Consider the following 22944-nt stretch of genomic DNA (forward strand, 5'->3'; position numbering starts at 1 on the left):
CCCTAAAGGCTGATAAAAATGGAGACCGTATTAAACGGCATCTTCACCTGTTTCCCCGGTACGAATACGAACGGCTTGTTCAAGATTTACGATAAAGATCTTACCGTCGCCAATTTTTCCGGTATTCGCTGAATTGGTAATAGCCTCAACAACTTGATCAGTCATACCGTCAGCAATGGCTAACTCGATTTTTACTTTAGGTAAGAAATCTACAACGTATTCAGCTCCACGGTATAATTCGGTATGTCCTTTTTGTCGACCAAAGCCTTTTACTTCCGTTACGGTTATACCTTGCACGCCAATTTCTGATAGCGCTTCTCTTACATCATCCAATTTAAATGGTTTGATGATTGCTGTTATAAGCTTCATATTCACAGTCTCCTTAAAAGTCTGTTTACAGTCGTAGTTGTCATTCTTCTATTAACCTAGCATTCAAGTAGTGTGCCAATAAGCTAAAAGTCAATGGGGACGGACTTCTCAGAGGTTTTTTTACTGTTTCTATATGAATTAAAAATGTACGTGCGCTTTTTTTGTGCGGCATCGTGGGGAGCGTTTGTGTTGTTGTGTTCTTTTTTGGTGCGGTTACGTTTGTGCTTGAAATTGAAGTTGTAGAAAAGGATTAAAAAACGCTTTTATCGATGTAATTAAACAGAATTCCTTATCCAGCTTGTGCTACTATTTAGGTAAATATTGACGTTGAGGTGATTCAAAATGATAGATCAATTTATTAAACAGTTTGGCCCTGGGTTAGAGCAAGCTGCAACTCAGTTTGGCAAACTTCCAATAGAAGAAATTCAACTGCAGTTACAGGAAATAGCCAAGACGACGTTAACTAAAATGGATTTAGTGACCCGTGAAGAATTTGAGATACAAGCAGCGATGTTGGTTAAGTATCGTGAGCGTTTGAATGCGCTAGAAGAAAAAGTTAAAAACATGGAGCAAAAATAAAATATTGTTTCTTGTTTTAAATTGACGATATAATTTAAAAGCTCATGAAGGGCTATTAATCATACGAAATTAATCATACGAAAGGACTCAACTGTGAATGCATTATCACGTTTGTTATTGCGGCTACCTCTGTATCTTGCTTTTTCTCGCAATCATCCAAATAAGAACCATGTCTCTTTAATAAAATGGTGCAGCATTGCTTTTGTTGGTATTTTAACAATGGCTTGCTCTGATTCGTCAGGTGTCTCTGATAAGACTCCTTATACAAAGAGCGACATTGAAACCTTTATTCTGGATAATGGGTTAAACGTTATCCTATGGAATAATGGTGATAAGGATGCCGATTTTAAACTGCTTATTAAAAGCGGCAGCTTACAAGAAGAAGAGGACCAGCTTGGCTACGCTCATTTTGTAGAGCACATGGTGTTTAATCAAACGACGCCGAATGGGAGCAATCCTGTACATAATAGTCTTGAAAAACTCGGTCTTAGGTTAGGCCGTCATGCTAATGCCTTCACGTATTTTTCCCATACAGATTACCATTTATATATTGAAGAAAACGATCCAGAAAAGACACAAATTGCGCTGGATTTACTCGCGAATTTTGCCACAAATACGCACTTTGATGAAGCCGAAGTAGAAAAAGAAAAACCCGTTATTATTGAAGAGTGGCGCCTGAAAGACACAGATCAAAAGTCTGTTGCATCGCAAATGATACACTCAAAAATTAAAAACAGCCGTTATGCTGAACGCTTTCCTATTGGCTCTTATGAAAGCATCAATAATGCTACCGCAGAGTCTCTAAATCGTTATTATCAAAGGCATTATCGAGCAGATAACGCTACCTTAATTGTCACCGGAAATGTGAATCATAACGCGATAAAAGAGAGCGTTGTCGCCTTATTTGGGCCATGGAAATCATTGAATAAAAGCACGACTAATGTTTTTGCACTGCCGAACTTAGATAACGAAGGTGCCGCTATTTATTCCGATGAAAGCATGGGAAAATACGTTCTAACACGTTCTCATACATTTGAAACTTCTCCTTATCTGACTGAAGAAGATGAGGTGGAGACCAATAAATTGACAGCGATTTTAGATATTTTGAACGACCGCATCAAGCATCGTTTAGTGGATACGCAAGGGAATGTGGAAAGCATAAAAGCTTATCTGGCGACAGAAGAGCTAGGCCGTATCGTATTAAGCTTTTCAGCGGCCACAAATTACGATGGCATTTCTCAAGCTGCGATTATCTTAACGGAAGAAATGGCTAGGCTGGCTAAATACGGTTTGTTAGAAAAAGAATGGCAGCATTGGACTGAGGAGCAAGCAACGAAAATTAAGGAACGGTTTGATTCGCCGCACTACCTTTCATTCATTGCATCCCGACATGTATTGAATAACGAATTAATGTTGAGTAAAAGTGATTATATTAAATTAATGGAAACCGCTCGGGCAGAAACCAGTTTAACAGACCTCCAGAGCATAGCCTCTACCTTTTTTCAGTTGCCTTTTTACACCACATTGGCTCATAAAGCGGGTCAGCCAGCACCGACAAAGAACACGTTAGTCAATTACTTTGATCATAACACCGATCATATTGTTCCAAATGTTGCTTTGCTTGATGAGCAAGAGTGGCCACTTGTAAAAGACGCGGGTCGTATCTTAAATAAAAAAACCTTGTCCAGTGGGGTGATGGAGTACCAGTTAAGCAATGGTATGCTGGTTCGATTTTACGAAACGAATTCCAGTGAGAGTAATGTCTTTATGAACCTTGTGGGGCTAGGCGGATTAGATGAAATGCCGGAGCAACACGTATTGGCTGCCCGTTTAGCCACCTCTGTAATGGGAGCCAGCGGTCTAAGAGATATGACAGGGCCAGAGTTAAACGAATGGCTATCTAATGAAGGTGTCGGGTTAAAAGTGCACTTTACTTTTAATTCTCGTGAACTGGAAATGGAATCTTCGATTGAAGATTTGGATGTGCTTTTACGGTTAATGCACATAGCGGTCACTGAAGTGAATGTTGATCCTAAAGTGTTCACCCATATTCAACAGTTGAATGTGGATCAGTTAGAACAGATGCAAAGCAACCCTGCTAATGAGTTTACAATAGCGTCTGAGTCCATTTTGACTCAAAACGACCCGGCATTTCGTCGTATGACAGTAGAAGAAGTATTGCAAGTCGATGCGGACAGTATGTCGAAAATCTATCAAACCTATTTCCAAGGATCACAAAACTACGTATTAACCATAGTCGGTGGTGTTAGCTCAGATTATCTTGAAACTTTGTTGGTTGATTACGTGGCGAATATCCCTCAAACAGAAGCTAAAAGAGCCACTCCTAGACCAAATCCAATCGCATCAGAGTCAACCGTTGTAGAGGGTCAGGGTTCAGGTCATAAATCGACGGGTGTAACCATCATTAAAACCATTGATAAAGAGGTATTTAATGACAGCTTTGCTCCTGCTATTTTCTGGTTAAAAGATCGAGTTAACAAAAGACTGTTTGATAGTATTCGAGAAGATCAGGGCTTGGTTTACTCTATTCAAGCCAATCTTGATGGCAATCATCCCGTTGCAAAATCTTATGTGCTGAGAGTGGACTTTGCTGCCGATCCAGTCAAAGTAAAATCCGTTATTCAGGCGGTTGGAAAGGTTTTAGAGGAAGTGGCGCTTGAAGTACCGACTCAATCAGAATTAGACACTTTTCTCTCCAAAGAGCGAAAAGCACATGAAGAAAAGATTCAAGAAGGTAAAACACTCTCTACGTTGTTAGCTGGAGTGGATTTCCATAAGGTTTCAATTGATACGATTTTTTCTGTGAATGACTTTATTGATGAAAAAGATGCTGAATCCACTCAAGAGCTTATGTCTGCATTCTTATCTGAGAACAGTATTGACACGACTTTTATTCTGAATCCTTAGAGACAATGGGCTGGTTATTATTTCCAGCCCATCTCCCACTTATCTTCTTGCTTGAAAACTTGCCATTCAAGTGTAAGCTGACGTTTACTAAAAACAGATTCTAAAACACAGTGAGTGATGAACCCTTCGTCATTCTCTATTAATTTAACCACAATAAAATGCTTTTCTTTGTTGATTGGATTGATCGCTGTCCATTTACTGAGTTGCAATTTTTTGGGGTTAATTTTTATCATGGTATCTTCATCATTCTTATTGTCAAAATTGTATAAGTTTTAATACGAAGACGTGTGGGTTTTGGTTCAGTTATTCTGTATCCTTAGAAAAATAATCTAAACAACAATTCGATCAAGGAGTGATCATGAGTTTAGCGACATTGTATTGCCGTGCCCGTGTGGGTATCGACTCCCCGTTAGTCACTGTTGAAACCCATATTTCCAGTGGGTTACCTGCATTAAACATTGTAGGGCTTCCAGAAGCCGCTGTACGTGAAGCGAAAGACCGGGTGCGTAGTGCGATTATTAATAGTCAATTTGAATACCCAACCCAACGAATTACCATCAATCTTGCGCCTGCGGATTTGCCTAAAGAAGGTGGGCGCTTTGATCTAGCGATTGCCATCAGCATTTTGTACGCTTCTGGACAATTAGGGGATGTTGATTTGGATAAATACGAGTTTATCGGTGAGTTGTCACTGGCGGGCGTGATTCGGTCTGTATCTGGGTTATTACCCTCCGCGGTTGCTTGTGCTAAACAGGGGAGGCAACTGATTCTTCCTAAAGACAATCAAGGTGAAGCTGCGTTAGTCGAAGCTGAACATTTATGTGCGGAGCATTTGACTCAAGTAACGGCTTTTTTATTGGGGTTAACAACACTGTCATCTTGTCTGACCACCGTAGAAGAAGGCCTAAACATTAACAACAAAGATATGGCGGATGTAAAAGGTCAACCACTGGCGCGGCGAGCATTAGAAGTGGCAGCAGCAGGTGGGCACAATCTGTTATTTATTGGACCTCCGGGAACGGGGAAGACCATGCTGGCGTCTCGATTACCAAGTATCATGCCATCCATGACGGAAGAGGAGTCTTTAGCGGTTGCTTCTGTTCAGTCAATTTCAGGAAGAAAAATGGGATCGGATTGGTTCTGGAAGCAACGACCATTTAGGTCTCCTCATCACAGTAGCTCGGCCGCGGCACTGGTAGGCGGTGGGTCGATTCCCAAGCCAGGTGAAATTTCGTTGGCCCATTGTGGCGTTTTGTTTCTTGACGAATTGCCTGAATTTGATCGTAAAGTTCTCGAGGTATTACGAGAGCCGTTAGAAAATGGTGAAATTCACCTTTCAAGAGCACGCAGTCAAATGACCTACCCTGCTCGTTTTTTATTGGTTGCGGCCATGAACGCCAGTAACGAGGCTTATTCTGTCGAAGAAGATTATTACCAATCTCAAGCTACAAAAAAGTATTTAAGTAAGCTATCGGCTCCATTTTTAGACCGTATAGATCTGCATGTAGAAGTGCCTCCTTTGCCTTCGGATATTCTCGTTAATGCTCAAGAGCAAGGAGAGCCGAGCGCTCATGTGAAGATACGAGTCGAAGACGCCGTTTTGCGCCAGAGATCGAGACAAGGTTGTCAAAACGCCCAACTTTCAGGTCGTCAATTAGAAGCAATTTGTGATTTATCGGAAGATGATAAACGTTTTATGCAGCACGCGTTAGAGAAGTTGAAACTCTCAGCTAGGGCTTATCATCGGGTATTGAAAGTGGCACTGACCTTGGCGGACTTATCAAAGGAAGACAGAGTTGCCCGCCATCACTTAATGGAATCGTTAGGGTATCGTAAAATGGAACAAAAGCTAGCCAAGCTGGTAGGGTAAATTCTATTGCCCCATTTAATCTAGGCTCAAGTGTCGGCTAACTTAATAAATGAATTAAAAAAGGCAATGTTGCCATCGAGCATACCGTAGTTAATAGCACTGCACTTGAAGCTTGATGAGGATTGGCTTTGTGTTCTTCCGCAATTACTCCTAATACGGCGGCACATGGCATGGAGGCACCTAATGTTGCCGCTATAATCCATGTGGGATGCACTTGCATTAACGTCATAAGCACATAAACCACCAAAGGCATAATCAACAGTTTGATGGTGGACATATACAATGCTGGTATAGGGTTCTGACTGATTTTTCGACCAAATAGGGCGGTGCCAACGATAAACATCGCGCATGGGCCAGCCGCACTCCCTAGCCATTGCAGGCTAATAATCAGGTTGTTAGGTACGTTAATTTCCCCAACAGATAACAGCAGACCCAATGCGATGGATAAAATAAGAGGGTTCAGTAGAGAGCGTTTTAATGCCTTAATTGGCGTAAGCTGAAGGTCGTTTGATGTGTTATTAAGTTGCAATAAAAAGGTTGCAACAGGGAGCAATATCAATAGATCTAATGTCAGCATCATGGCTAAAGGAATGGCAACCCATTCACCGATAGTAGAGCTTAAAACGGGAATAGCAAGGAAGCCAATGTTGCCGTAAACACCACCGAGCCCAGTCATAATGCTGTTTTTTTTATTTCGATCAAATATCACATAACCGATAAAGCCAGATAGAAACATGACACCCAAAAGTGCCAGTGTATACGCGGCTAAAAATGGAACATTAATTAAAGTGTCAAAATCGGTTGTTGATAGTTTGCCTAAGAGCACGGCGGGCAAAGAAAGGTACATGACAAACTGAGTAAGATGCTTGAGATTTTTTGAGCTAAAAACAGCCGTTTTTTTGCAAAAATACCCAATAGCTATCAGAGCGAACAACGGTGTGGTTTTGATTAAAATCTCTAACATATTAGCTCTTTAAATTAATTTGGAGTAATGATGGCCGAATGCTAAAGGTATTATAAAAGGAATTCATTAATAAATTTATTGATTTGGATTATGTTTTATTTTGAATGGCATATTAGGTTCTTGTGAATAAGGTATGAATTGATAAAAGGTGGCTTGCTCACACAATGGTTGCTTACAAGGACGCTTAATGAGCAAGGGAGTGAGTAATATTTCTCATGCTTTCTGAGAATGAATGGGAGAGGAAAATGAAAGCTTGAAGTGATACTCTGTAATTACACTTTGTTACTTAGTCGAATTAGAGTTAATGTGTCGGTTCAGGATTTCATTAATAGGAGTGCGTTCTATGGCAAAGGTCATTTTGGAAGGGCATATTGTTGTACCTAATTCTGAGCTAGACAGAATTAAAGCGGAATTAGCGACTCACATACAATTAACAAAAGCAGAAGTTGGTTGTTTAAAATTCGAGGTTTTACCTGATTTGGAAAAACCAAATCAGTTTAATGTTTATGAGGAGTTTGTTAGTCAAGCGGATTTCGATAATCATCAAGAGAGGGTAAAAAACTCTAAATGGGGCCGTGTTACAACAGGCGTTGAAAGGCATTACAGCATCCGTTATCAAGAATGTAGTGGTTTGAATAAAGTGCCTTGTTAGTAAATGAGCATCATACTGTCGATTTTTCAGCGTAAGGTCAGGTTAAGCACATGTAATCGATAATACAGGTCTTCATGGAAGCGTTTATGTCTCGATTGACTCCCACACGACGAAAAGTGAAGTCTTGTAAGAAACACAAAAGTTTTGCTTGCACATACACTGACTATTCCATTGGAAACAACAGGGTGTATTTCGGCAGGGTGGGATTGTTGATGAAATAGTAGACTGCAACTGGTGACTTGAGCGGTGAGCAGCGTTTTAAAATCTTGATCAATAAAACGGTTAATAGGTTGTCTTTCTATTTTTCGGGAACGCTGGATAGGAGATGTTTCGTTGCATGGTGGATGGCTAAAATATTACCCACCTCATCAATATCAATGATTGCTTTTGAATTAAACACGGACTTGTTTAGAGATGCAGAGTTTATCAATCGACTGACATTGTTTTCAATTGCGGTAAGCCTAGGTGACTCTGAGCCCTTGATTCAATATTCTATTACGATGATGCATTCTCCTTACTTACAAGAAGAGCGTTTAGGTGCAGGTATCAATGACGGCTTGATTCGGATTTCTGCAGGTCTGGAAAACTCAGGGGGTTTAATTGATGATTTGCCGCAATCCTTAGAGAAGGTTGAAACGGTGAATCATTCAGTGTCGTATCGAAAAGAAACCAATAAGCCACAACAGCAAGTGGCTTAATGTATTTTCTCGTTGACCATTAGTTGATGAAGAGAAAGTTCATTGCGGGCGTTTTCTACCAAGAGTATAAGACAGGAGAATGCCCGTGACGAACCCCCAAAAGTGCGCTGACCAAGAAATGTAAGGTAAGAAGTTGACTAACGAGAACAGTGCGCCGCCGTATGTAATAAAGGAAAGGATGGCGAATAACCAACTTCGCAGGCTCGGATTGAATAAGGCATCGGCAAAAAGATAACCAAGGAAGGCAAATACCATTCCAGAGGCCCCGACAACCAAACCATTCGCAGCAAATAACCAGACGCCTATGCCTGATCCAATAGCCCCTAATAGCATGACTAGGCGTAACTTCTTTGGACCAATGGAGGTTTTTAATAAGCTTCCTAATATCAAGATGGCAATGGAGTTGGACATTAGGTGATAAAGGCCACCATGCAAAAAAGGCGACAATAAGATGCCGTGCAAACCACTGATGTGCCTTGGGCGAATACCAAAGTAGTTCAAATTAATGCCAATGAGTATGGCATCGATTAAAAAGACTCCCCATATAATGGCAACAAACCAAAGTATTTCTGTCGGAACAAAGCGCTTAAACATTATGAGTCTGCTTTAATATTTCACGTAAGGCATCTTCTTCTAACTCTAGTACTTCAATAATGGCTGTAAAAAGATCCGCCGAAAACATGCCTTTATGTGTTTTACTGCGTAAGTTTTCAGGTGTCATTGAGATGCCTCTTTCGTTAAGTGCTTCGCTTAAATCATCGTATTTTAAACCCTTTAAGGCCAGAGATGATCTAATATAGCGAGTAATAGCCAATTTATAAGGAGAGAGGGATTGTCGATTTTTTATGCTCTGATCTTGGTTCATTTTTCCGTCCATACGATGTTACTATTTGATGCGAATTTGATTGAAATAGTATTCATTTAAAAGGTATTGCTCATAGTACCTATCCATATTATATATGGCAACGTATATAAATTATGTTTGACATAGTTGCTTATAGTGCTATATTCGTGACTTATGTTACACGCTCATATGTTATTTTAAATAAGGAAAACACTATGTCTTGGAACAAAGATACTTTATTAACGCTGATTGAAGCTCAGTCTAATTGGGTTGTAGAGTCAGAAGGTGAATGCCTAAATATCTCAAATGATGAAGGTGTTGACGTCTTTGTGTATGCAGGCAGTCAACAAATCATCGTTGAAACAGCTCTGTTTTCAGCAGCGAGCGCTAAAGACAAAAACGCATTAAATGAGTTGATTCTTCGCAGTCATCAACTTGTACCATTAACCACCATTGGGATTAACAAGATTGGTGATGAAGAATACTATGTTGCTTTCGGCGCGTTGTCTGTTGATAGCAAAGAAAGTGTTGTAATAGAAGAAATTGAAACTCTTTTTGATAATGTACCTGAGTTTCTTGATCTATACAGTGATTATTTAAATGTGGAGATGGCAGTATGAGCTTAAAAAAATTATGGACAGCACTTCGTGGTGCGGCAAATGAAGGTGTAGAAGCCGTTGCAGATACCCAAGCAATTCGCATTTTGGATCAAGAAATGCGCGAAGCGAAACAAGAGCTACAAGCCTGTGACGAAAGTCTAACGCGTATTATGGCAAAGCGTAAACTGGCTCAAGGTAAAGTCGATTCTTTAAATGCAGATATTGAAACCTATACAAATCATGCTATTGCAGCAAGTGAAAAAGGCGATGATGCCTTGGCTCTTGAATGCGCTGATAAAGTAGGTGAATTGGAAATTACTTTGGAAACTGAGCAAAGTATTCTAGACAGTTTCTTAGGGTCTGAAAAATCTCTTAAAGCGAACATTGCTAAAGCAAAAAACAACGTTCGTCGTATGGAACAGCAAATTGAACAAGTGAAGGCAACTGAGTCTGTTCAAAAAGCACAAGTTGCGGTTTCGACTCGCCACATGGGCGCAAACAGCAAGGTAAAGACGGCGCTTAGTAGTCTTGATCGAATTAAAGAAAAGCAACAACAGCGTAGTGCTGAGCTAGAAGTTGCAGAAGAGCTGGCAAATGAAGAAAATGGCTCTGATCTTGATGCTAAGTTAAAGGCGGCTGGGATTAAATCTGGCGCTCAAAAAAGTGGCAGTGATAAACTGGCGCAAATCTTGGCAGCGAAAAAAGCACAGTAAGAGTGTCATCTTGTGTTAATTGACTCAAGGTGCATTTAAATGGCGGCTCTAATAAAGCGGCCATTTTTGCGTTTATAGGCATCAATACGTCCTTGTGGCGAACCGCGCAAAAAATATTTGTGGTTAACACAGCAAATAAGCCAGATGACGAGTAGACTAGAACCTTTTAGTATCACTAAGAAGTAAGAACCAAGGGTAGGGATAGAATGTTTTCTTCATTTTTTAATAAAAAAAAGCCACAAGACCTTAAAGCCTCAGCACCGTCTATTATGGGGTTGAGGTTGGGTGGAAGTTTTGAGATTGATTCACTATTAATGCGGATGATTGAAGATCAGCTGATTATCAAAGGCGCGGCTTCAACCTATATTATTAAAGCGGTAGGCATTGCTGAATTAGATGGCACCTGGATGTTTCGTTTCTACACCGACGATGATGCTTTCTTGCAGGTAATTTCCGAAGGTGGAAAAGCCGATGAAAATGTTGTCGATGTGAAATTATTCCATTTTTATGATACTCAAGACGTTCCTAATCAGTTTGTATGGGATAATTTATTGAATAAAAAAATCGGTACGTCTACTTATGAATTAGAAACATTGGTGTACCGCCGAGTGTGGACATCGGCAAGTGACTACCACAACCCAGTTTATATTCAAGAAACAACGTACGATGACGAAGGTGATACGTCGACGACAGACCAGTTTACTATGTTGTTTGAACGTGAAATTGCGGATGAACGCACGGAGTCTTTGTTTCTTTCTGCGGAAGAAAGCGAAGGCGAAAGTGGTTTAAGTCGTTGTTTTGTTTTGAGCACTGGCATTACACTAACACCAGCGCAATTGACGATTCATGGCTAGTGTTTGTTTTAGCTTGAATGTAAGCAATAAAAACAGGCGTTTTTTATATTAATAACAGTTCTTCATAAATCTCTCGACTAAATAAGGATTCCCTATGGATCAGCAAGACCTTCTCTTCAGTATCGCTAACTTCAGCCTGTATTTTGGTTTATCACTGCTTTTTGTCATCGTGTTTAAAGTGGTATATAGCCTATTAACGCCTCAAGACGAATGGAAATTAATAAAAGAAGATAAAAACACAGCGGCAGCCATTGGTTTTGGTGGTGCGATTATTGGTTTTTCTATTGCATTAGGTGGGGCGGCAAGTAATTCGGTTTCTTTATTGGATTTTGCTATTTGGGGTGTCATTGCTCTTATTGCCCAATCATTGGCTTTCTTTGTTGTGCGTTTTATTTTTATGCCAAAAATTGTTTCTCGTATTATTGCTAACGAAGTCAGCGCCGGCATCATGTTAGCTGCAACCAGTGTTTCCGTCGGCATACTTAACGCAGCTTGCATGGCTTACTAAGGAGCATACTGTGAAAAGAAGTAAATACATAAATCTTGATAGTATGAGGAAGGTAAAACCTTCTTTCCCATTAATGCGTCCACTTACTCTAGCGGTTGCCTCCGTAACATTGGCTGCCTGTAGTGATTCAACAGAAGAGGTTCAGATTGTCTCTTCAGTAGACGATTGTCAAGCAAGCACCACATTGACGCAAGACCAATGTGAAGTAGCGTATCAACAGGCATTGATTGAAGCAGAACGTACAGGTCCGAAATACAACTCCCAAGCGGCTTGTGAAGCGGAATTTGGTTACGATCAATGCAATCGATCCAGCCAAGGCAGCTTTTTTACACCGTTTATGGCGGGTTTTTTAGTCAGTAATTTATTGGACAGCGGTAGAAACCGTAGCTATAACCCCGTTTACCGTTACCCTAAAAGCAGTTCATTTTCTAAAGACCGTATAATGATGGCAGATGGCCGTGTTTTAGGTAATGTAGGGCAACGCTCTTATAAAGTAGATTCGTCTAATCTCAAGCCTAAACCAACAGCAACACGGACTGTATCTCGTGGGGGGTTCGGTTCGGTTGCTTCTGCTAAATCAAGTTGGGGCGGTGGTAAAAAATCAAGTTGGGGTGGCTAGATGTTCCGTATTCCTATTGCAGAGCGACCGAATTGGCAAAAAAGAGCGGAGGAATTCGGTTTTGAATTTCACACCATGTACGGTGAAAAGTACTGGGACGAAAGTGCGTATTATCAATTTTCTTTAGAGCAGGTTGAACGAGATATTGAAGCGCCGACAGAAGAAATCCATCGAATGTGTTTGTCTGTGGTGGATAAAGTGATAAACGACGATGCTTTAATGCGTCGTTTTTGTTTGCCTGAACCTCAGTGGGATTTTATCCGTCAGTCTTGGATTAATGGCGATCCAAGCTTGTACTCTCGATTGGATTTTGCCTATTCAGGCAAGGGGCACGCAAAGCTGTATGAAAACAATGCTGACACGCCAACCAGTGTCTATGAAACGGGGTTCTGGCAATGGCTTTGGCTGCAAGAAAATGTAGACAGCGGTGTTCTGTTATCTCGCTCAGACCAGTTTAATATTCTACAAGAAAAGCTGGTCAATCGTTTTAAAGACATTCGCTTCTTAACGCCTGATCGAGTACTGCATTTTGCTTGTTGCAAAGGCACACCGGAAGATCGTGGAACCGTACAGTATTTGGCAGATTGCGCAAAAGAAGCCAATATCACGACAGAGTTTGTTTACGTAGAAGACATTGGTCGTGATGCGCAAGGTAATTTTACCGATACAAAAGATCAAATCATTCGCTTTATGTTTAAGTTGTATCCATGGGAGTTTATGTTCCAAGAAGAATTCTCTGAGCAGCTTGGACACAATAATATCCGTTGGATAGAGCCACCGTGGAAAAGTATTCTATCTAATAAAGCACTGCTACCTATGCTCTGGAAAATGTTTCCTAACCACCCCAATTTACTGCCCTCGTTTTTTGAAGACGAGCTGCACTTTGCAACAGGCATTGAGTCCCTTGTAAAAAAACCGATATTCTCCCGTGAAGGCTCAAACATTTCCTTTATCGGAGATGAAAAAGGCGTTGAAGCCTCATCTGGCCCCTACGGTGAGGAAGGGTTTATTTACCAAGCAACACACATGTTACCCAAATTTGGCGACAGCTATACATTAGTAGGCAGTTGGTTAATAGACGATCAATCCGCTGGTATCTCAATACGTGAAGATAAAAATCCCATTACCCAAGACATGAGTCGATTTTTACCACACATTCTTGTCTAATGATGAACTTTCCTCTTATTTGAATGGACGATAGGGTTTGGTACATAGAAGAGGGCATGACTGTATGGAGATCGTAAAAGAACAACATGAATCAGCTATCACTTTAAAGATGATATTGGCTTAGATAATCCCATTATCGCCGATGAGATGACGCCAATTCAATTACCCTCGTTTCAATCTTTGTCTAATACGGCTCAATGCGACGGGGGTAATACCAAGGTAAGAGGCGATTTGCTGTTGGGGGATTTGGTCTTTTAGTTCGGGAAAGTCCACACAAAAATCAAGGTAGCGCTTTTCAGCAGAGTCTTTTACAAACGAACTTTCTCGTTCTTCTTTTATGATGAATATGTTTTCAAGAAAGTGGCAGTAGCATTCTAAAAAGCCGTTGTCATGACGCATTTCTGCAAAAAAATCCGCCCAATTATACGAAATAATCATACAGTCTTGGATGGCTTGAATACCGAAGAGTACAGGGGATTGTGTCACCATGGCTCTGGTGGAGCCTATTATTCTTGGGCCTTTGGCAAAGGTTTGAGTAAACTCCTTGCCCGATTCAGAAAGGCTGACATATCGCACCTGTCCAGTGTGTAAAAAGAACAAACGTCCGGCTGTTTCACCTTGCTGAAAGAGGTAATTTCCTTTTTGAATGGGGTGTATGTCCATTGATTGAGTGAGCTTTTCCCAATGAATGTGATACCCCATGCTATCAAAATACGTTTGAAAACTGTCTTTCAACTGCTGTCTGTCCATTGTTTGTTCCTTTTTTACATTGCCTATACGGTCTTATAAATGACGGCTGTTGTGTGTTTTTTGAATGCTGATACGACTGCCAAACCGTTTTCCTTCGATTAATAAAAACGCCAACCACAACAAGAGTAACCCTGTTAAAAATCCAAGACCGAGTAAGTCGTTTAATTGGGCGTGAGAAAACGCAGTATAACAGGCAACCCAAACAGGGGTAGTATAGGAAAAAGCCATTAAACGACTCGCTCCAACTGTGATAACCAAGCGTTGTTGCAATACAAAAGTAAACAGGGTTGTGAATACCGTTAAATACAGGGCATTGATCCAAAAGCCGCTAGAGCGCCATTGAACCTTGTCTACATCTCCCCAAAACAAAGCAATGGGAATTAACCAAAGAGCCCCAAACAGCATAACCATAAACGCCCCTGGTAGCGGAGGCAGAGATTTCCCCCACTTTTGTACTGAAACAACGTGCAGGGCAAGCAAAACACAAGCAACTAAAAAAATAAGGTCGCCTTTGTTCCAGGCAAAGTGGATCATGTCATGCAATATATGATTAGAGGGTGAACCTTGAGTGCTAAACAACACCACGCAAGCCCCGAGTGACCCAATAAGAAATCCACATGCTTTAGATAAGTTAAGGGCTTCCTTTAACCAAATACGTGAAATCACTACGCCCATCAATGGAATTAAGGTGTAAAGTACAGACGTATTGAGTGGTGTTGTGTATTGTAAAGCTGTAAACAGACCAATAAAGAATCCTATCAATGAACCGCTAATCAAGGTGTAACGTATTGCTTGTTGGCGTGAAAGAAGTAATTTAGATAATTCGTCTGATACGCTCAACCCCGCTCGTTTCCATTGCCATGCTAGTAACAAAAAGATAATCGACAAGGCTAAAATAAAGCGAAATGCCGAGGTAGCGATGGGGCTAGCGTAGGCGATCATATGGCCAGAAACCACAAACGAAGACGCCATTAGCCAAGCCCAAATAAACAGTGTGGTAAGTGCACCCATAGTAGATACCTTGTATTATTTAGCTGGCTCGATCAGTTTGGGAGCTAGAAAACGCTCAAATAAATGACTTGTGATAGCCGAGTCGATATTAAGTCCAAAATCCACTGTAAGCCTGCTGTGTAACGCTTCAGGTGTTGTTACCAATACGGTTTCTTCTTCTCCATTAATACGAGTCATAAAAGTATGGTTTCTCAATGCGATAATAATTTCATCGCTTTTTGAGCTAATGACTAAATTGTTTACAAAGCCTGCATTAGGGGATTTATGAGAAAAGAAGTGCGCTAATTGGCAATCGGCATCGGAATAGTCTGCTAAATCAAAGCGGTAAAGAGTAAAGAAGGCCCCATCTTTCAAAATTTGCACATCGTACTCTGTGGTATCTAACTGTTTTTCAGAGGACAAAGAAATGATTCTATAGGTTTCAGAGCCAATCGCTTGTTCTTTATCTACTTCCAGTAACAGAGGTGCATTTGGCCCATACGCACCAAATCCAGTATCAACCAAATAGGTGCTTGCTTGGTGTTTCAGTAAGGTTACTCTGTGGGTTCTAGGAGCTTGCTTTTTTTGATTATAAAGAACACGGGCCAACTTTAACTCCACTTCGTATCCTAATTCGCGGAGTAATTCAAAGGTTAGCTTATTATGTTCAAAGCAATAACCGCCTAAACCACGAGTGACAATTTTGTGACTCAGCGCATCAACCTCTAACGGCATCTCTTCGCCCAATACCACTGCCAAGCTGTTAAAGCTGTATTTTGCGATGTGCTTGTTTTGCAATGCGGCCACAAAGCTTAGAGAGCGCTCTACTGGAAAACTAAGCTCTAAATCCGTTAAGTAATTTTGTAAGCTGTTAGATAAAACCATTGTGTTCATTCCTATTGGTCGTTATATGGAAGGCTTTAAAGGATTAAAGCGTCAATGAGAGAAAGAATAGAGGAGATGCCAAGGGAAAGAATTAACCTAGGTTAATTAAGACAATGAATTTTGCAACGTTGTAAGGTTAAAAACATCAGAGTATAAAAAATACTCGTCCATTTTTCGGTTGAGAGTGTTAGCAAAGCGAGTACCATTAAGTAATCTTTACACTGGTATTTACAGAATGTTAGTCACAGACAAAAAAACCATCGAATCCTATTACCATGCACTGGTAAATCGTGAGTCAGATCATGTGGGGATTTTCTATGTAGGCGTGAAAACCACATCGGTGTTTTGTATTGCGACTTGTCGAGCCAGAAAACCGAAGTTTGAAAATGTGGAGTTTTATACTCAATTTAAAGAAGCATTGGAAGCGGGCTATCGACCATGTAAAGTTTGTAAACCAACAGAGAACGCCAACGAAGCGCCAGAGTCGGTTTTACATGCCATGAAAATGGTGAGAGATAATCCGAAAGAAAAAGTGTCTGATTGTCAATTGCGTGAAGCAGGAATAGGCCCAGAATTGGTCAGGCGTTGGTTTAACAAGCATTACGGTATGACGTTCCAAGCGTACCAACGCATGTATCGTATTAACAATGCCTTTAAAGAATTGAAAGACGGTAAAAAAACCACCGATACGGCTTTTGATACAGGTTATGATTCATTAAGCGGCTTTGGTTATACTTATAAAAAACTCATAGGAAAGTCACCAACAAACAGTATGAATAATAACGTTATTTTAATCAGCCGCTTTACAACACCATTAGGGCCTATGTTTGTGTGTGCTACCGACGACGGTGTGTGTTTACTTGAATTTGGGGATCGAAAAAATCTAGAGGCCGAGTTTAAAGACATACAGAAGCGCCTGAATGCCACGATTGTTACTGGCGATAATGATTTTGTAAAACAGGCAAAAAAAGAAGTATCTGAATACTTTGACGGAACGCGTACAGAATTTACCTTGCCTCTGATTACGCCAGGTACGGATTTTCAAAATGAAGTGTGGCAATGTTTGCAAGGCATTCCATACGGAGAAACACGCTCTTATCAACAACAAGCAGAAATTATCGAGCGCCCTAAAGCCGTTAGAGCCGTTGCATCAGCCAATGGTAACAACCGCATTGCCATTGTTATTCCGTGTCATCGAGTGATAGGTAAAGACGGATCATTAACTGGGTACGCTGGTGGTTTAGAGCGCAAGCGTTGGTTGTTAGAGCATGAAAAAAAACGATTAGAAAAATAGCACCGCAAGCGACGACATAAATGAGTTACAGTCTCCTTTGGCGCCTTACTTTATTTTACTGCTCAAATTTCCTCTTAAGTCGTGTAGAATCCTTTTCTGATTGTCTGTTTATTGTTGGACCTTACTTTTGCACGCCTACTTCTTGAGACTCGTATGAACGCCATTCCTCCTGCTATTCAACAACGATTAAAAACCTTAAACGAGCGCCAATTGGATGCGGTAAAACGCATTGAAGGGCCGTTGTTGGTATTAGCTGGTGCTGGCAGTGGTAAAACCAGTGTAATTACCACCAAAATTGCCTACCTCATACAGGTGTGCCACTTTAAAGCCAATTCTATTGTGGCAGTGACCTTTACCAATAAAGCTGCACGGGAAATGAAAGAACGTGTGCAAAGCATGTTAACTAAAGCGGAAAGCCGAGGATTGCAGATCTCGACATTTCATACGTTAGGATTGAACATTCTCAGACAGGAATACCACAAAGCGGGGTTAAAACCGGGCTTTACTCTGTTTGATTCTCAAGATTCTCTGTCACTGGTAAAAGACATTCTAGATAAAGAGTTTAACCAACAAACTGACGAAGCCGCCTATTGTCAGTACACCATTTCGGCATGGAAAAATGACATGACGGCTCCCAATCAGGCCATTACCAATGCGGATACAGAAGAGTTGTTGCTAGCGGCACAAGTGTACAATCAATATCAACGTTATTTAAAAGCCTACAATGCGGTGGATTTTGATGACTTGATTCTGATGCCTGTGCAATTACTGCAAGAGCATGAAGCGTTAAAAGAAAAATGGCAAAAGAAAGTACGTTACCTTTTGGTGGACGAATGCCAAGACACCAACACCAGTCAATATGAATTGATTCGTATTTTGGCTGGCTATCGAAAGAACTTCACTCTAGTAGGGGACGACGACCAATCCATCTATGCATGGCGTGGTGCGCGACCTGAAAATCTAGAGCAACTCCAACGAGATTATCCCAACCTAAAATTGGTGAAACTGGAGCAAAACTACCGCTCAACAAAAACCATTTTAAAAGCTGCCAATACTCTAATCGCTAATAATCCTCATGTGTATGAAAAAGCTCTTTGGAGTGATTTAGGGGTGGGTGATCCCATTCGAGTCATGCTAACTCGTAACGAAGAAGCGGAATCGGAACGGGTTGCCGCAGAAATACAAGCTCGACACCTTAGGTATGACATTCCTTATAAAGACTTTGCCGTGCTGTATCGTGGTAATCACCAAGCTCGGCTGTTGGAAGTTAAGCTTCAAGCATACCGTATTCCTTACAAAATTAATGGTGGCATCTCGTTTTTTGCTCGGGCTGAAATCAAAGACTTGATGAGTTATTTGCGTTTATTAGTAAATACCGACGACGACAATGCGTTTTTAAGAATCATCAATTTACCCCGCCGAGACATTGGCCCCGCTACTTTAGAAAAAGTCGGTAATCTCGCTACCGAGCACAATTTAAGCCTGTTTGAAGCCAGTGGATTAGCCGAATTAGAAGAGCGTGTAACGGGGAAATCTCTGCGTAGCTTACAAAATTTTGAAAAATGGCTACGTAATCTAAGAGAGCGATTAAAAGGCGCCTCCCCTGTGCCTGTTATCGAGCAAATGATTCACGATATTGATTACTATGGCTGGCTACAAGAGCAAGCCAGTACGCCAACCGCAGCGGATCGACGCATTGAAAACGTACGCTTCTTACTGGAATCCATTCAGAGAATGATGGAGAGTGCATGGGAAGAAGACCCGAATGCCGAGCTAGATCAAGCCATCAGCAAGCTGCTATTAATTGATATGCTAGAACGTCAGGAAGACGAAGAAGACGAAGACAAGGTGCAACTATTAACCTTGCATGCCTCAAAAGGATTGGAATACCCACACGTTTTCTTACTCGGCTGTGAAGAAGAGCTACTGCCCCACAGAAACAGCATAGAAAATGACGACATTGAAGAAGAACGCCGTTTAGCTTATGTCGGCATCACCCGTGCTAAACGCACTTTATGCATTACACTTGCCTCCAAGCGTCGCCAATACGGCCAAGAAATTGACTGCCTACCAAGTCGATTCTTGGACGAACTGCCTCAAGAAGACTTGCAATGGGAAGGCCGAGGAGACGAATCTGCTGAAGTAAAAAAAGAGCAAGGCAAAGCCTCGCTGTCTGCATTAAAAGCCATGTTGAATTCTTAACGCTGTAAGGAAAACTTGGTATTCCGTTAGCATCACTTATTTTAGGTGATTTTATTCTAGGCGACCTTATTGGATAAAGCGGATTGATTAAACTGATTAGCCAAGTCATGAGTCATTTACTGAGACCTTTGCATGACTACTACGCTTGTTAATACTTTGTTAAAAACAGACTCAAATATGCGCATTTATAACTCATAAACTCCGCTTTTTCGTCTGTTTTTGCCTCGTCTTACCGCTGTTCGTGACTTCGTGAAAAGGTCTCTTACTATGTGGGAAATACTCGTAACGGATAAATATGAACGTTGGTTTCTTAATTTGTCAGATGCAGAACAAGAAGACGTGCTGGCGATGATTGATGTGCTTGAAATAAAAGGCCTTTATTTATCTCGCCCTTATGCAGACACATTAAAAGGTACCACCAAGGTAAAAAGCCTTAAAGAGTTAAGGGTTCAGCACGTAGGTAAACCCTACAGAATTTTTTTATGCTTTTGATCCTGCAAGAGCGGCAATTTTACTATGTGGCGGCCGTAAAGACGGAAAGCAAGATAAAGCCTTTTATCAAAGGTACATTGCACTAGCTGAAAAAGAGTTTTTGAACTATTTAAAAAGTCATGGTTTAAAGAAATAAACATGGGAGCGAAAGTGATGGCGAAGTCGATTAATGAATTAAGGAAAAAAATTAAGCCAGAGGTGCAAGCCGCTGCTAGAGCAAAAGCCGTTGGTATTGTTGCCGAAATGTCATTGGCCGAGGTAAGAAAAACAAGAAGAACAAATCAATCTATGCTGGCTGAGCGAATGAACATCGCGCAACCGAACATTTCACAAATTGAAAATCGTCCAGATGCACTGGTTAGTACATTAAATCAATACATTGAAGCGCTTGGAGGGAAACTAGAAATTCACGCAAAATTCCCCGATGGTCAAGACGTTGAAATGTCACAGTTTTCATCCATTAAGTTGTAACGTCCGTCATCTTAAAAACAAGAATTTCCAAATTTGTAGATGGGGAGTTCAAAACAAACCGTCAATTCTCTGAGCGAGTTCGATGTCTTTCTCGGTCAAAATATTGCCCTCATCGTGGGTGGTAATATGAATAATACAACGGTTAAAACTCACCTCCATATCAGGGTGGTGCATAACGCGGTTAGCTTCCCACGCGACGGCGTTCACAAACGACATGGTTTTTAAAAAGCCTTTAAATTCAAATGTTTTACTTAACTTTTTACCATCAACAATGTCCCAGCTTTTGCTAAGTTGTGCTGAGTTTTTTTGCAAATCAGTCATATGTCATATCCTATTTATCTACTGAATGTGTTCAAGGTTATTCGTGAATCGACAGCCTGTTAGTGTAGTCGTATTTAATCTGGCTAAGAGGCTTTTTTATCTGCTGGTGGATAAAGCGGTTCGTTGTTGCCCAACGTTTTAGACCTTTCTAAAAGCCCCAAAATATCCTGCTCTAAAATGGAGAACAGATCACTAAAGTCGTTAATCGCAAAGTAGAGTGGTTGAATAATGTCAATGCGATAAGGCGTGCGCAAAACCGTCAACACATCAAAAGGCTGTACGACGGGCTCTCCTGAAACGCAAAACTGAGTTTCTCCAATCGACGATAAAATACCGCCACCATAAGCACGCAACCCATCAGGGGTAGTCAACAAACCAAACTCAATGGTAAACCAAAACAAACGGAACAAACGCGCACGGTCTTTCGGATCGGCTTGCAGAGCAAGGGTGCCGAACTTCTCCATAAAATCCGCGTAGCTTTGATTGGTTAATAAAGGCGTATGACCATAAACTTCATGGAAAATATCAGGTTCTTGGATGTAATCAATCTCTTCAGGGACCCGAATAAAGGTTGCTGCCGGAAAGCGTTTATTCGCCAATAAAGTAAAGAACTCTTTTGGCTGAATAATGGCAGGAACAGGTTCAACACCCCATCCGGTAATGGAATTAAGAATGCGATTAATATCTGGAATTTGAGGAATACGATCGGTTGGGAAATTCAGCAAGGCCAACCCCTCATAAAACGCATCACAGGCTTTGCCTTTAATAACGTTACTCTGTCTTTCCACCAAGACAGACCAAGTTTTATTCTCTTCATCAGACCACTGAACGTATCCATTATCGTCAACAGGTCTTGAAACATAAGTATGACCTTTCATTTTGATACACTCCTTAATCCGTTATGCCGTATTTATTATTTGAATTGAAAAAATCAGTATTGTCTTCACAGCGCTTCTTTTAACTATATTACGGATGTTTCAAAAAGGTGAACTGAGTAGAGTGTCAGATAACGGTGGAATTGCTTAAAACTGTATAGAAAAGTGGACAGGTGAGCCTAATGAGAGAGCCCTAGTTTGGATACTCAGGTTACCGTCGTCAAGGCCGCTCTGCAGTAAGCTCGGCTTGCTATTGACACTTGTAGATAGGCCCAAAACAAAGTAGAAATAACACCGCAGGATGAAAAAGAGAAAAAACAATGAAAGACACCAGCAAACGTTTTGTTTTTATTAAGAATATTGTGGGGTGGGAAGGGCAGATAAACGCCACCCACATCATGGAAAAGTTCCAACTGACCCGACAAGCGGCCAGAACCGTTTTGCAAAAGTACAGAAAGCACTTTCCTGATTACCTGAATTATGATGCATCGAGTAGAGCATTTCTCGCAACAAAAGCGTTTGATGATGATTTTATTAATGGCCTGTATCCACATTCATTTGAACAATATTTGGCCATTATCGCGGCAGATATTCCTGTTCAAATAGACCGAAACTCGTCGTTTATCCACGAAGTCGAAGCACCACTGCGGAATATCAACCCGTTACAGGTACGACCCATTCTACGAGCCATACGGGAAAAACTCGCCATCGACATTGGTTACATTTCCCTCACCAGTCCCGACTATTTAGACCGTATCATTCAACCACACTCACTGATTTTCGACGGCCTACGCTGGCATACCCGAGCCTACTGCAATAAAAACCAAAGCTATCGAGATTTCACGCTATCACGCTTCAACGGTGATGCCAGTTTTGAAGGAAAAGCCACAAACTGCCAAGAAAAAGACACACTTTGGAACACGGTTGTAGACGTTGTAATCGAAGCCGATCCCCGATTTACGCCACAACAAAAGCGCATTATAGAACAAGATTTTCAAATGAAAGGTGGGCAAAAATGCATTCCTACCCGTGCCGCTCTGGTGAATTATCTATTACGCCGACTGCGAATAGACAGTGACAAAAACAGCCCAGAAGAGCAACAAATTGTCCTAACGCAAGACTGTCATAAAAACATAAAGGAATACTTGCCCAGCTAACGTCTATAGGTTTAATGAAAAAACTAAAAGCCAAATTTAAAGTCACAAACGACATCAAAAAAATCTAAGACCTGTACAGTAACTTTACATGTGTGAACTTACAGTATTGAGGGGCAAAGCAAAGACACTTAAAGTGTAAGGCA

26 protein-coding genes are annotated in these 22944 nt (G+C 41.0%); 16 read left to right on the forward strand and 10 right to left on the reverse strand.

Going from position 1 to position 22944, the window contains the following annotated elements:
* Window positions 1-30: 30 nt before the first annotated feature.
* Entirely contained in the window at window positions 31-369 is a 339-nt protein-coding gene (gene glnK, locus ACMUMJ_RS08985) for a P-II family nitrogen regulator (RefSeq protein WP_414678493.1), read from the reverse strand.
* Between the two features lie 342 nt (window positions 370-711).
* Between glnK and ACMUMJ_RS08990 the strand changes: the two genes are divergently transcribed.
* Window positions 712-948 (forward strand): accessory factor UbiK family protein, encoded by a 237-nt coding sequence (locus ACMUMJ_RS08990; RefSeq protein WP_414678494.1) that lies wholly within the window; start codon window positions 712-714, stop codon window positions 946-948.
* Between the two features lie 93 nt (window positions 949-1041).
* Complete coding sequence (locus tag ACMUMJ_RS08995; RefSeq protein WP_414678495.1) at window positions 1042-3876, forward strand: M16 family metallopeptidase; 2835 nt, start codon at window positions 1042-1044, stop codon at window positions 3874-3876.
* Window positions 3877-3893: 17 nt separating this feature from the next.
* Here the strand turns inward: ACMUMJ_RS08995 and ACMUMJ_RS09000 are convergent, their stop codons facing one another.
* A complete protein-coding gene (locus tag ACMUMJ_RS09000; RefSeq protein ID WP_414678496.1) occupies window positions 3894-4109 on the reverse strand; it encodes a TIGR02450 family Trp-rich protein in 216 nt (71 codons plus the stop codon).
* A 125-nt stretch (window positions 4110-4234) separates the two neighbouring features.
* On the opposite strand from ACMUMJ_RS09000, the gene ACMUMJ_RS09005 reads away from it, so the two are divergent.
* Window positions 4235-5746: a YifB family Mg chelatase-like AAA ATPase gene (locus ACMUMJ_RS09005; RefSeq protein WP_414678497.1), complete on the forward strand. Its 1512-nt coding sequence runs from the start codon at window positions 4235-4237 to the stop codon at window positions 5744-5746.
* A 37-nt stretch (window positions 5747-5783) separates the two neighbouring features.
* On the opposite strand, the gene ACMUMJ_RS09010 is transcribed toward ACMUMJ_RS09005, so the two are convergent.
* On the reverse strand, window positions 5784-6710 hold the full coding sequence (locus ACMUMJ_RS09010; protein ID WP_414678498.1) for an AEC family transporter: 927 nt from the start codon (window positions 6708-6710) through the stop codon (window positions 5784-5786).
* Between the two features lie 343 nt (window positions 6711-7053).
* On the opposite strand from ACMUMJ_RS09010, the gene ACMUMJ_RS09015 reads away from it, so the two are divergent.
* On the forward strand, window positions 7054-7362 hold the full coding sequence (locus tag ACMUMJ_RS09015) for a putative quinol monooxygenase (RefSeq protein ID WP_414678499.1): 309 nt from the start codon (window positions 7054-7056) through the stop codon (window positions 7360-7362).
* Window positions 7363-7706: 344 nt separating this feature from the next.
* Entirely contained in the window at window positions 7707-8060 is a 354-nt protein-coding gene (locus ACMUMJ_RS09020; protein ID WP_414678500.1) for a PLP-dependent transferase, read from the forward strand.
* 39 nt (window positions 8061-8099) lie between these two features.
* Here ACMUMJ_RS09020 and ACMUMJ_RS09025 read toward each other — a convergent pair whose 3' ends face one another.
* Together ACMUMJ_RS09025 and ACMUMJ_RS09030 are read right to left on the reverse strand one after the other, a co-directional pair.
* Window positions 8100-8654: a rhomboid family intramembrane serine protease gene (locus ACMUMJ_RS09025; protein WP_414678501.1), complete on the reverse strand. Its 555-nt coding sequence runs from the start codon at window positions 8652-8654 to the stop codon at window positions 8100-8102.
* Window positions 8647-8925 (reverse strand): DUF6471 domain-containing protein, encoded by a 279-nt coding sequence (locus tag ACMUMJ_RS09030; protein WP_414678502.1) that lies wholly within the window; start codon window positions 8923-8925, stop codon window positions 8647-8649. The genes ACMUMJ_RS09025 and ACMUMJ_RS09030 overlap by 8 nt, the downstream gene beginning before the upstream one ends.
* 194 nt (window positions 8926-9119) lie before the next feature.
* Between ACMUMJ_RS09030 and ACMUMJ_RS09035 the strand changes: the two genes are divergently transcribed.
* The 6 genes from ACMUMJ_RS09035 (at window position 9120) to ACMUMJ_RS09060 (ending at window position 13364) form a co-directional block, all read left to right on the forward strand.
* A complete protein-coding gene (locus ACMUMJ_RS09035) occupies window positions 9120-9524 on the forward strand; it encodes a DUF2170 family protein (RefSeq protein WP_414678503.1) in 405 nt (134 codons plus the stop codon).
* Entirely contained in the window at window positions 9521-10216 is a 696-nt protein-coding gene (locus tag ACMUMJ_RS09040; protein WP_414678504.1) for a PspA/IM30 family protein, read from the forward strand. Before ACMUMJ_RS09035 ends, ACMUMJ_RS09040 begins: the two co-directional genes overlap by 4 nt.
* 206 nt (window positions 10217-10422) lie before the next feature.
* Entirely contained in the window at window positions 10423-11070 is a 648-nt protein-coding gene (locus ACMUMJ_RS09045; RefSeq protein ID WP_414678505.1) for a YjfK family protein, read from the forward strand.
* A 94-nt stretch (window positions 11071-11164) separates the two neighbouring features.
* Window positions 11165-11578: a DUF350 domain-containing protein gene (locus tag ACMUMJ_RS09050; protein ID WP_414678506.1), complete on the forward strand. Its 414-nt coding sequence runs from the start codon at window positions 11165-11167 to the stop codon at window positions 11576-11578.
* Window positions 11579-11588: 10 nt separating this feature from the next.
* Window positions 11589-12197 (forward strand): DUF1190 domain-containing protein, encoded by a 609-nt coding sequence (locus tag ACMUMJ_RS09055; RefSeq protein ID WP_414678507.1) that lies wholly within the window; start codon window positions 11589-11591, stop codon window positions 12195-12197.
* A complete protein-coding gene (locus tag ACMUMJ_RS09060; protein ID WP_414678508.1) occupies window positions 12198-13364 on the forward strand; it encodes a glutathionylspermidine synthase family protein in 1167 nt (388 codons plus the stop codon).
* Between the two features lie 162 nt (window positions 13365-13526).
* Here the strand turns inward: ACMUMJ_RS09060 and ACMUMJ_RS09065 are convergent, their stop codons facing one another.
* From ACMUMJ_RS09065 to ACMUMJ_RS09075, 3 genes are read right to left on the reverse strand one after another with little or no spacing between them, the layout of a single operon-like run.
* Entirely contained in the window at window positions 13527-14114 is a 588-nt protein-coding gene (locus ACMUMJ_RS09065) for a Crp/Fnr family transcriptional regulator (protein WP_414678509.1), read from the reverse strand.
* Window positions 14115-14147: 33 nt separating this feature from the next.
* A complete protein-coding gene (locus tag ACMUMJ_RS09070; protein WP_414678510.1) occupies window positions 14148-15125 on the reverse strand; it encodes a DMT family transporter in 978 nt (325 codons plus the stop codon).
* A gap of 15 nt (window positions 15126-15140) precedes the next feature.
* Window positions 15141-15989, reverse strand: a complete 849-nt coding sequence (locus ACMUMJ_RS09075) for an arylamine N-acetyltransferase family protein (protein ID WP_414678511.1) — start codon at window positions 15987-15989, stop codon at window positions 15141-15143.
* A gap of 235 nt (window positions 15990-16224) precedes the next feature.
* On the opposite strand from ACMUMJ_RS09075, the gene ACMUMJ_RS09080 reads away from it, so the two are divergent.
* From ACMUMJ_RS09080 to relB, 4 genes are all read left to right on the forward strand, one after another.
* Entirely contained in the window at window positions 16225-17283 is a 1059-nt protein-coding gene (locus ACMUMJ_RS09080; protein ID WP_414678512.1) for a bifunctional transcriptional activator/DNA repair enzyme AdaA, read from the forward strand.
* A gap of 153 nt (window positions 17284-17436) precedes the next feature.
* On the forward strand, window positions 17437-19485 hold the full coding sequence (rep, locus tag ACMUMJ_RS09085; protein WP_414678513.1) for a DNA helicase Rep: 2049 nt from the start codon (window positions 17437-17439) through the stop codon (window positions 19483-19485).
* Between the two features lie 267 nt (window positions 19486-19752).
* On the forward strand, window positions 19753-19977 hold the full coding sequence (locus ACMUMJ_RS09090) for a type II toxin-antitoxin system RelE/ParE family toxin (RefSeq protein WP_414678514.1): 225 nt from the start codon (window positions 19753-19755) through the stop codon (window positions 19975-19977).
* Between the two features lie 138 nt (window positions 19978-20115).
* On the forward strand, window positions 20116-20448 hold the full coding sequence (gene relB / locus ACMUMJ_RS09095; protein WP_414678515.1) for a type II toxin-antitoxin system RelB family anti-toxin: 333 nt from the start codon (window positions 20116-20118) through the stop codon (window positions 20446-20448).
* 48 nt (window positions 20449-20496) lie between these two features.
* Here relB and ACMUMJ_RS09100 read toward each other — a convergent pair whose 3' ends face one another.
* Entirely contained in the window at window positions 20497-20769 is a 273-nt protein-coding gene (locus ACMUMJ_RS09100; protein ID WP_414678516.1) for a 4a-hydroxytetrahydrobiopterin dehydratase, read from the reverse strand.
* Between the two features lie 83 nt (window positions 20770-20852).
* Window positions 20853-21647: a phenylalanine 4-monooxygenase gene (gene phhA / locus ACMUMJ_RS09105; RefSeq protein WP_414678517.1), complete on the reverse strand. Its 795-nt coding sequence runs from the start codon at window positions 21645-21647 to the stop codon at window positions 20853-20855.
* Window positions 21648-21964: 317 nt separating this feature from the next.
* Here phhA and ACMUMJ_RS09110 point away from each other — a divergent pair, with 317 nt between their 5' ends.
* Entirely contained in the window at window positions 21965-22801 is an 837-nt protein-coding gene (locus ACMUMJ_RS09110; RefSeq protein ID WP_414678518.1) for a BrxR family transcriptional regulator, read from the forward strand.
* Window positions 22802-22944: the final 143 nt, after the last annotated feature.

Origin of the sequence: Marinomonas phycocola (assembly GCF_047525455.1) — a bacterium.
Taxonomy (GTDB): Bacteria; Pseudomonadota; Gammaproteobacteria; order Pseudomonadales; family Marinomonadaceae; genus Marinomonas.

What these genes read in the sequence shown, in the direction of transcription:
- glnK (WP_414678493.1), bottom strand. Translation starts at nt 369, where the DNA reads ATGAAGCTTATAACAGCAATCATCAAACCATTTAAATTGGATGATGTA.
- ACMUMJ_RS08990 (WP_414678494.1), top strand. Translation starts at nt 712, where the DNA reads ATGATAGATCAATTTATTAAACAGTTTGGCCCTGGGTTAGAGCAAGCT.
- ACMUMJ_RS09000 (WP_414678496.1), bottom strand. Translation starts at nt 4,109, where the DNA reads ATGATAAAAATTAACCCCAAAAAATTGCAACTCAGTAAATGGACAGCG.
- ACMUMJ_RS09005 (WP_414678497.1), top strand. Translation starts at nt 4,235, where the DNA reads ATGAGTTTAGCGACATTGTATTGCCGTGCCCGTGTGGGTATCGACTCC.
- ACMUMJ_RS09010 (WP_414678498.1), bottom strand. Translation starts at nt 6,710, where the DNA reads ATGTTAGAGATTTTAATCAAAACCACACCGTTGTTCGCTCTGATAGCT.
- ACMUMJ_RS09015 (WP_414678499.1), top strand. Translation starts at nt 7,054, where the DNA reads ATGGCAAAGGTCATTTTGGAAGGGCATATTGTTGTACCTAATTCTGAG.
- ACMUMJ_RS09020 (WP_414678500.1), top strand. Translation starts at nt 7,707, where the DNA reads ATGGCTAAAATATTACCCACCTCATCAATATCAATGATTGCTTTTGAA.
- ACMUMJ_RS09025 (WP_414678501.1), bottom strand. Translation starts at nt 8,654, where the DNA reads ATGTTTAAGCGCTTTGTTCCGACAGAAATACTTTGGTTTGTTGCCATT.
- ACMUMJ_RS09030 (WP_414678502.1), bottom strand. Translation starts at nt 8,925, where the DNA reads ATGAACCAAGATCAGAGCATAAAAAATCGACAATCCCTCTCTCCTTAT.
- ACMUMJ_RS09035 (WP_414678503.1), top strand. Translation starts at nt 9,120, where the DNA reads ATGTCTTGGAACAAAGATACTTTATTAACGCTGATTGAAGCTCAGTCT.
- ACMUMJ_RS09040 (WP_414678504.1), top strand. Translation starts at nt 9,521, where the DNA reads ATGAGCTTAAAAAAATTATGGACAGCACTTCGTGGTGCGGCAAATGAA.
- ACMUMJ_RS09045 (WP_414678505.1), top strand. Translation starts at nt 10,423, where the DNA reads ATGTTTTCTTCATTTTTTAATAAAAAAAAGCCACAAGACCTTAAAGCC.
- ACMUMJ_RS09050 (WP_414678506.1), top strand. Translation starts at nt 11,165, where the DNA reads ATGGATCAGCAAGACCTTCTCTTCAGTATCGCTAACTTCAGCCTGTAT.
- ACMUMJ_RS09060 (WP_414678508.1), top strand. Translation starts at nt 12,198, where the DNA reads ATGTTCCGTATTCCTATTGCAGAGCGACCGAATTGGCAAAAAAGAGCG.
- ACMUMJ_RS09065 (WP_414678509.1), bottom strand. Translation starts at nt 14,114, where the DNA reads ATGGACAGACAGCAGTTGAAAGACAGTTTTCAAACGTATTTTGATAGC.
- ACMUMJ_RS09070 (WP_414678510.1), bottom strand. Translation starts at nt 15,125, where the DNA reads ATGGGTGCACTTACCACACTGTTTATTTGGGCTTGGCTAATGGCGTCT.
- ACMUMJ_RS09075 (WP_414678511.1), bottom strand. Translation starts at nt 15,989, where the DNA reads ATGGTTTTATCTAACAGCTTACAAAATTACTTAACGGATTTAGAGCTT.
- ACMUMJ_RS09080 (WP_414678512.1), top strand. Translation starts at nt 16,225, where the DNA reads ATGTTAGTCACAGACAAAAAAACCATCGAATCCTATTACCATGCACTG.
- rep (WP_414678513.1), top strand. Translation starts at nt 17,437, where the DNA reads ATGAACGCCATTCCTCCTGCTATTCAACAACGATTAAAAACCTTAAAC.
- ACMUMJ_RS09090 (WP_414678514.1), top strand. Translation starts at nt 19,753, where the DNA reads ATGTGGGAAATACTCGTAACGGATAAATATGAACGTTGGTTTCTTAAT.
- relB (WP_414678515.1), top strand. Translation starts at nt 20,116, where the DNA reads ATGGGAGCGAAAGTGATGGCGAAGTCGATTAATGAATTAAGGAAAAAA.
- ACMUMJ_RS09100 (WP_414678516.1), bottom strand. Translation starts at nt 20,769, where the DNA reads ATGACTGATTTGCAAAAAAACTCAGCACAACTTAGCAAAAGCTGGGAC.
- phhA (WP_414678517.1), bottom strand. Translation starts at nt 21,647, where the DNA reads ATGAAAGGTCATACTTATGTTTCAAGACCTGTTGACGATAATGGATAC.
- ACMUMJ_RS09110 (WP_414678518.1), top strand. Translation starts at nt 21,965, where the DNA reads ATGAAAGACACCAGCAAACGTTTTGTTTTTATTAAGAATATTGTGGGG.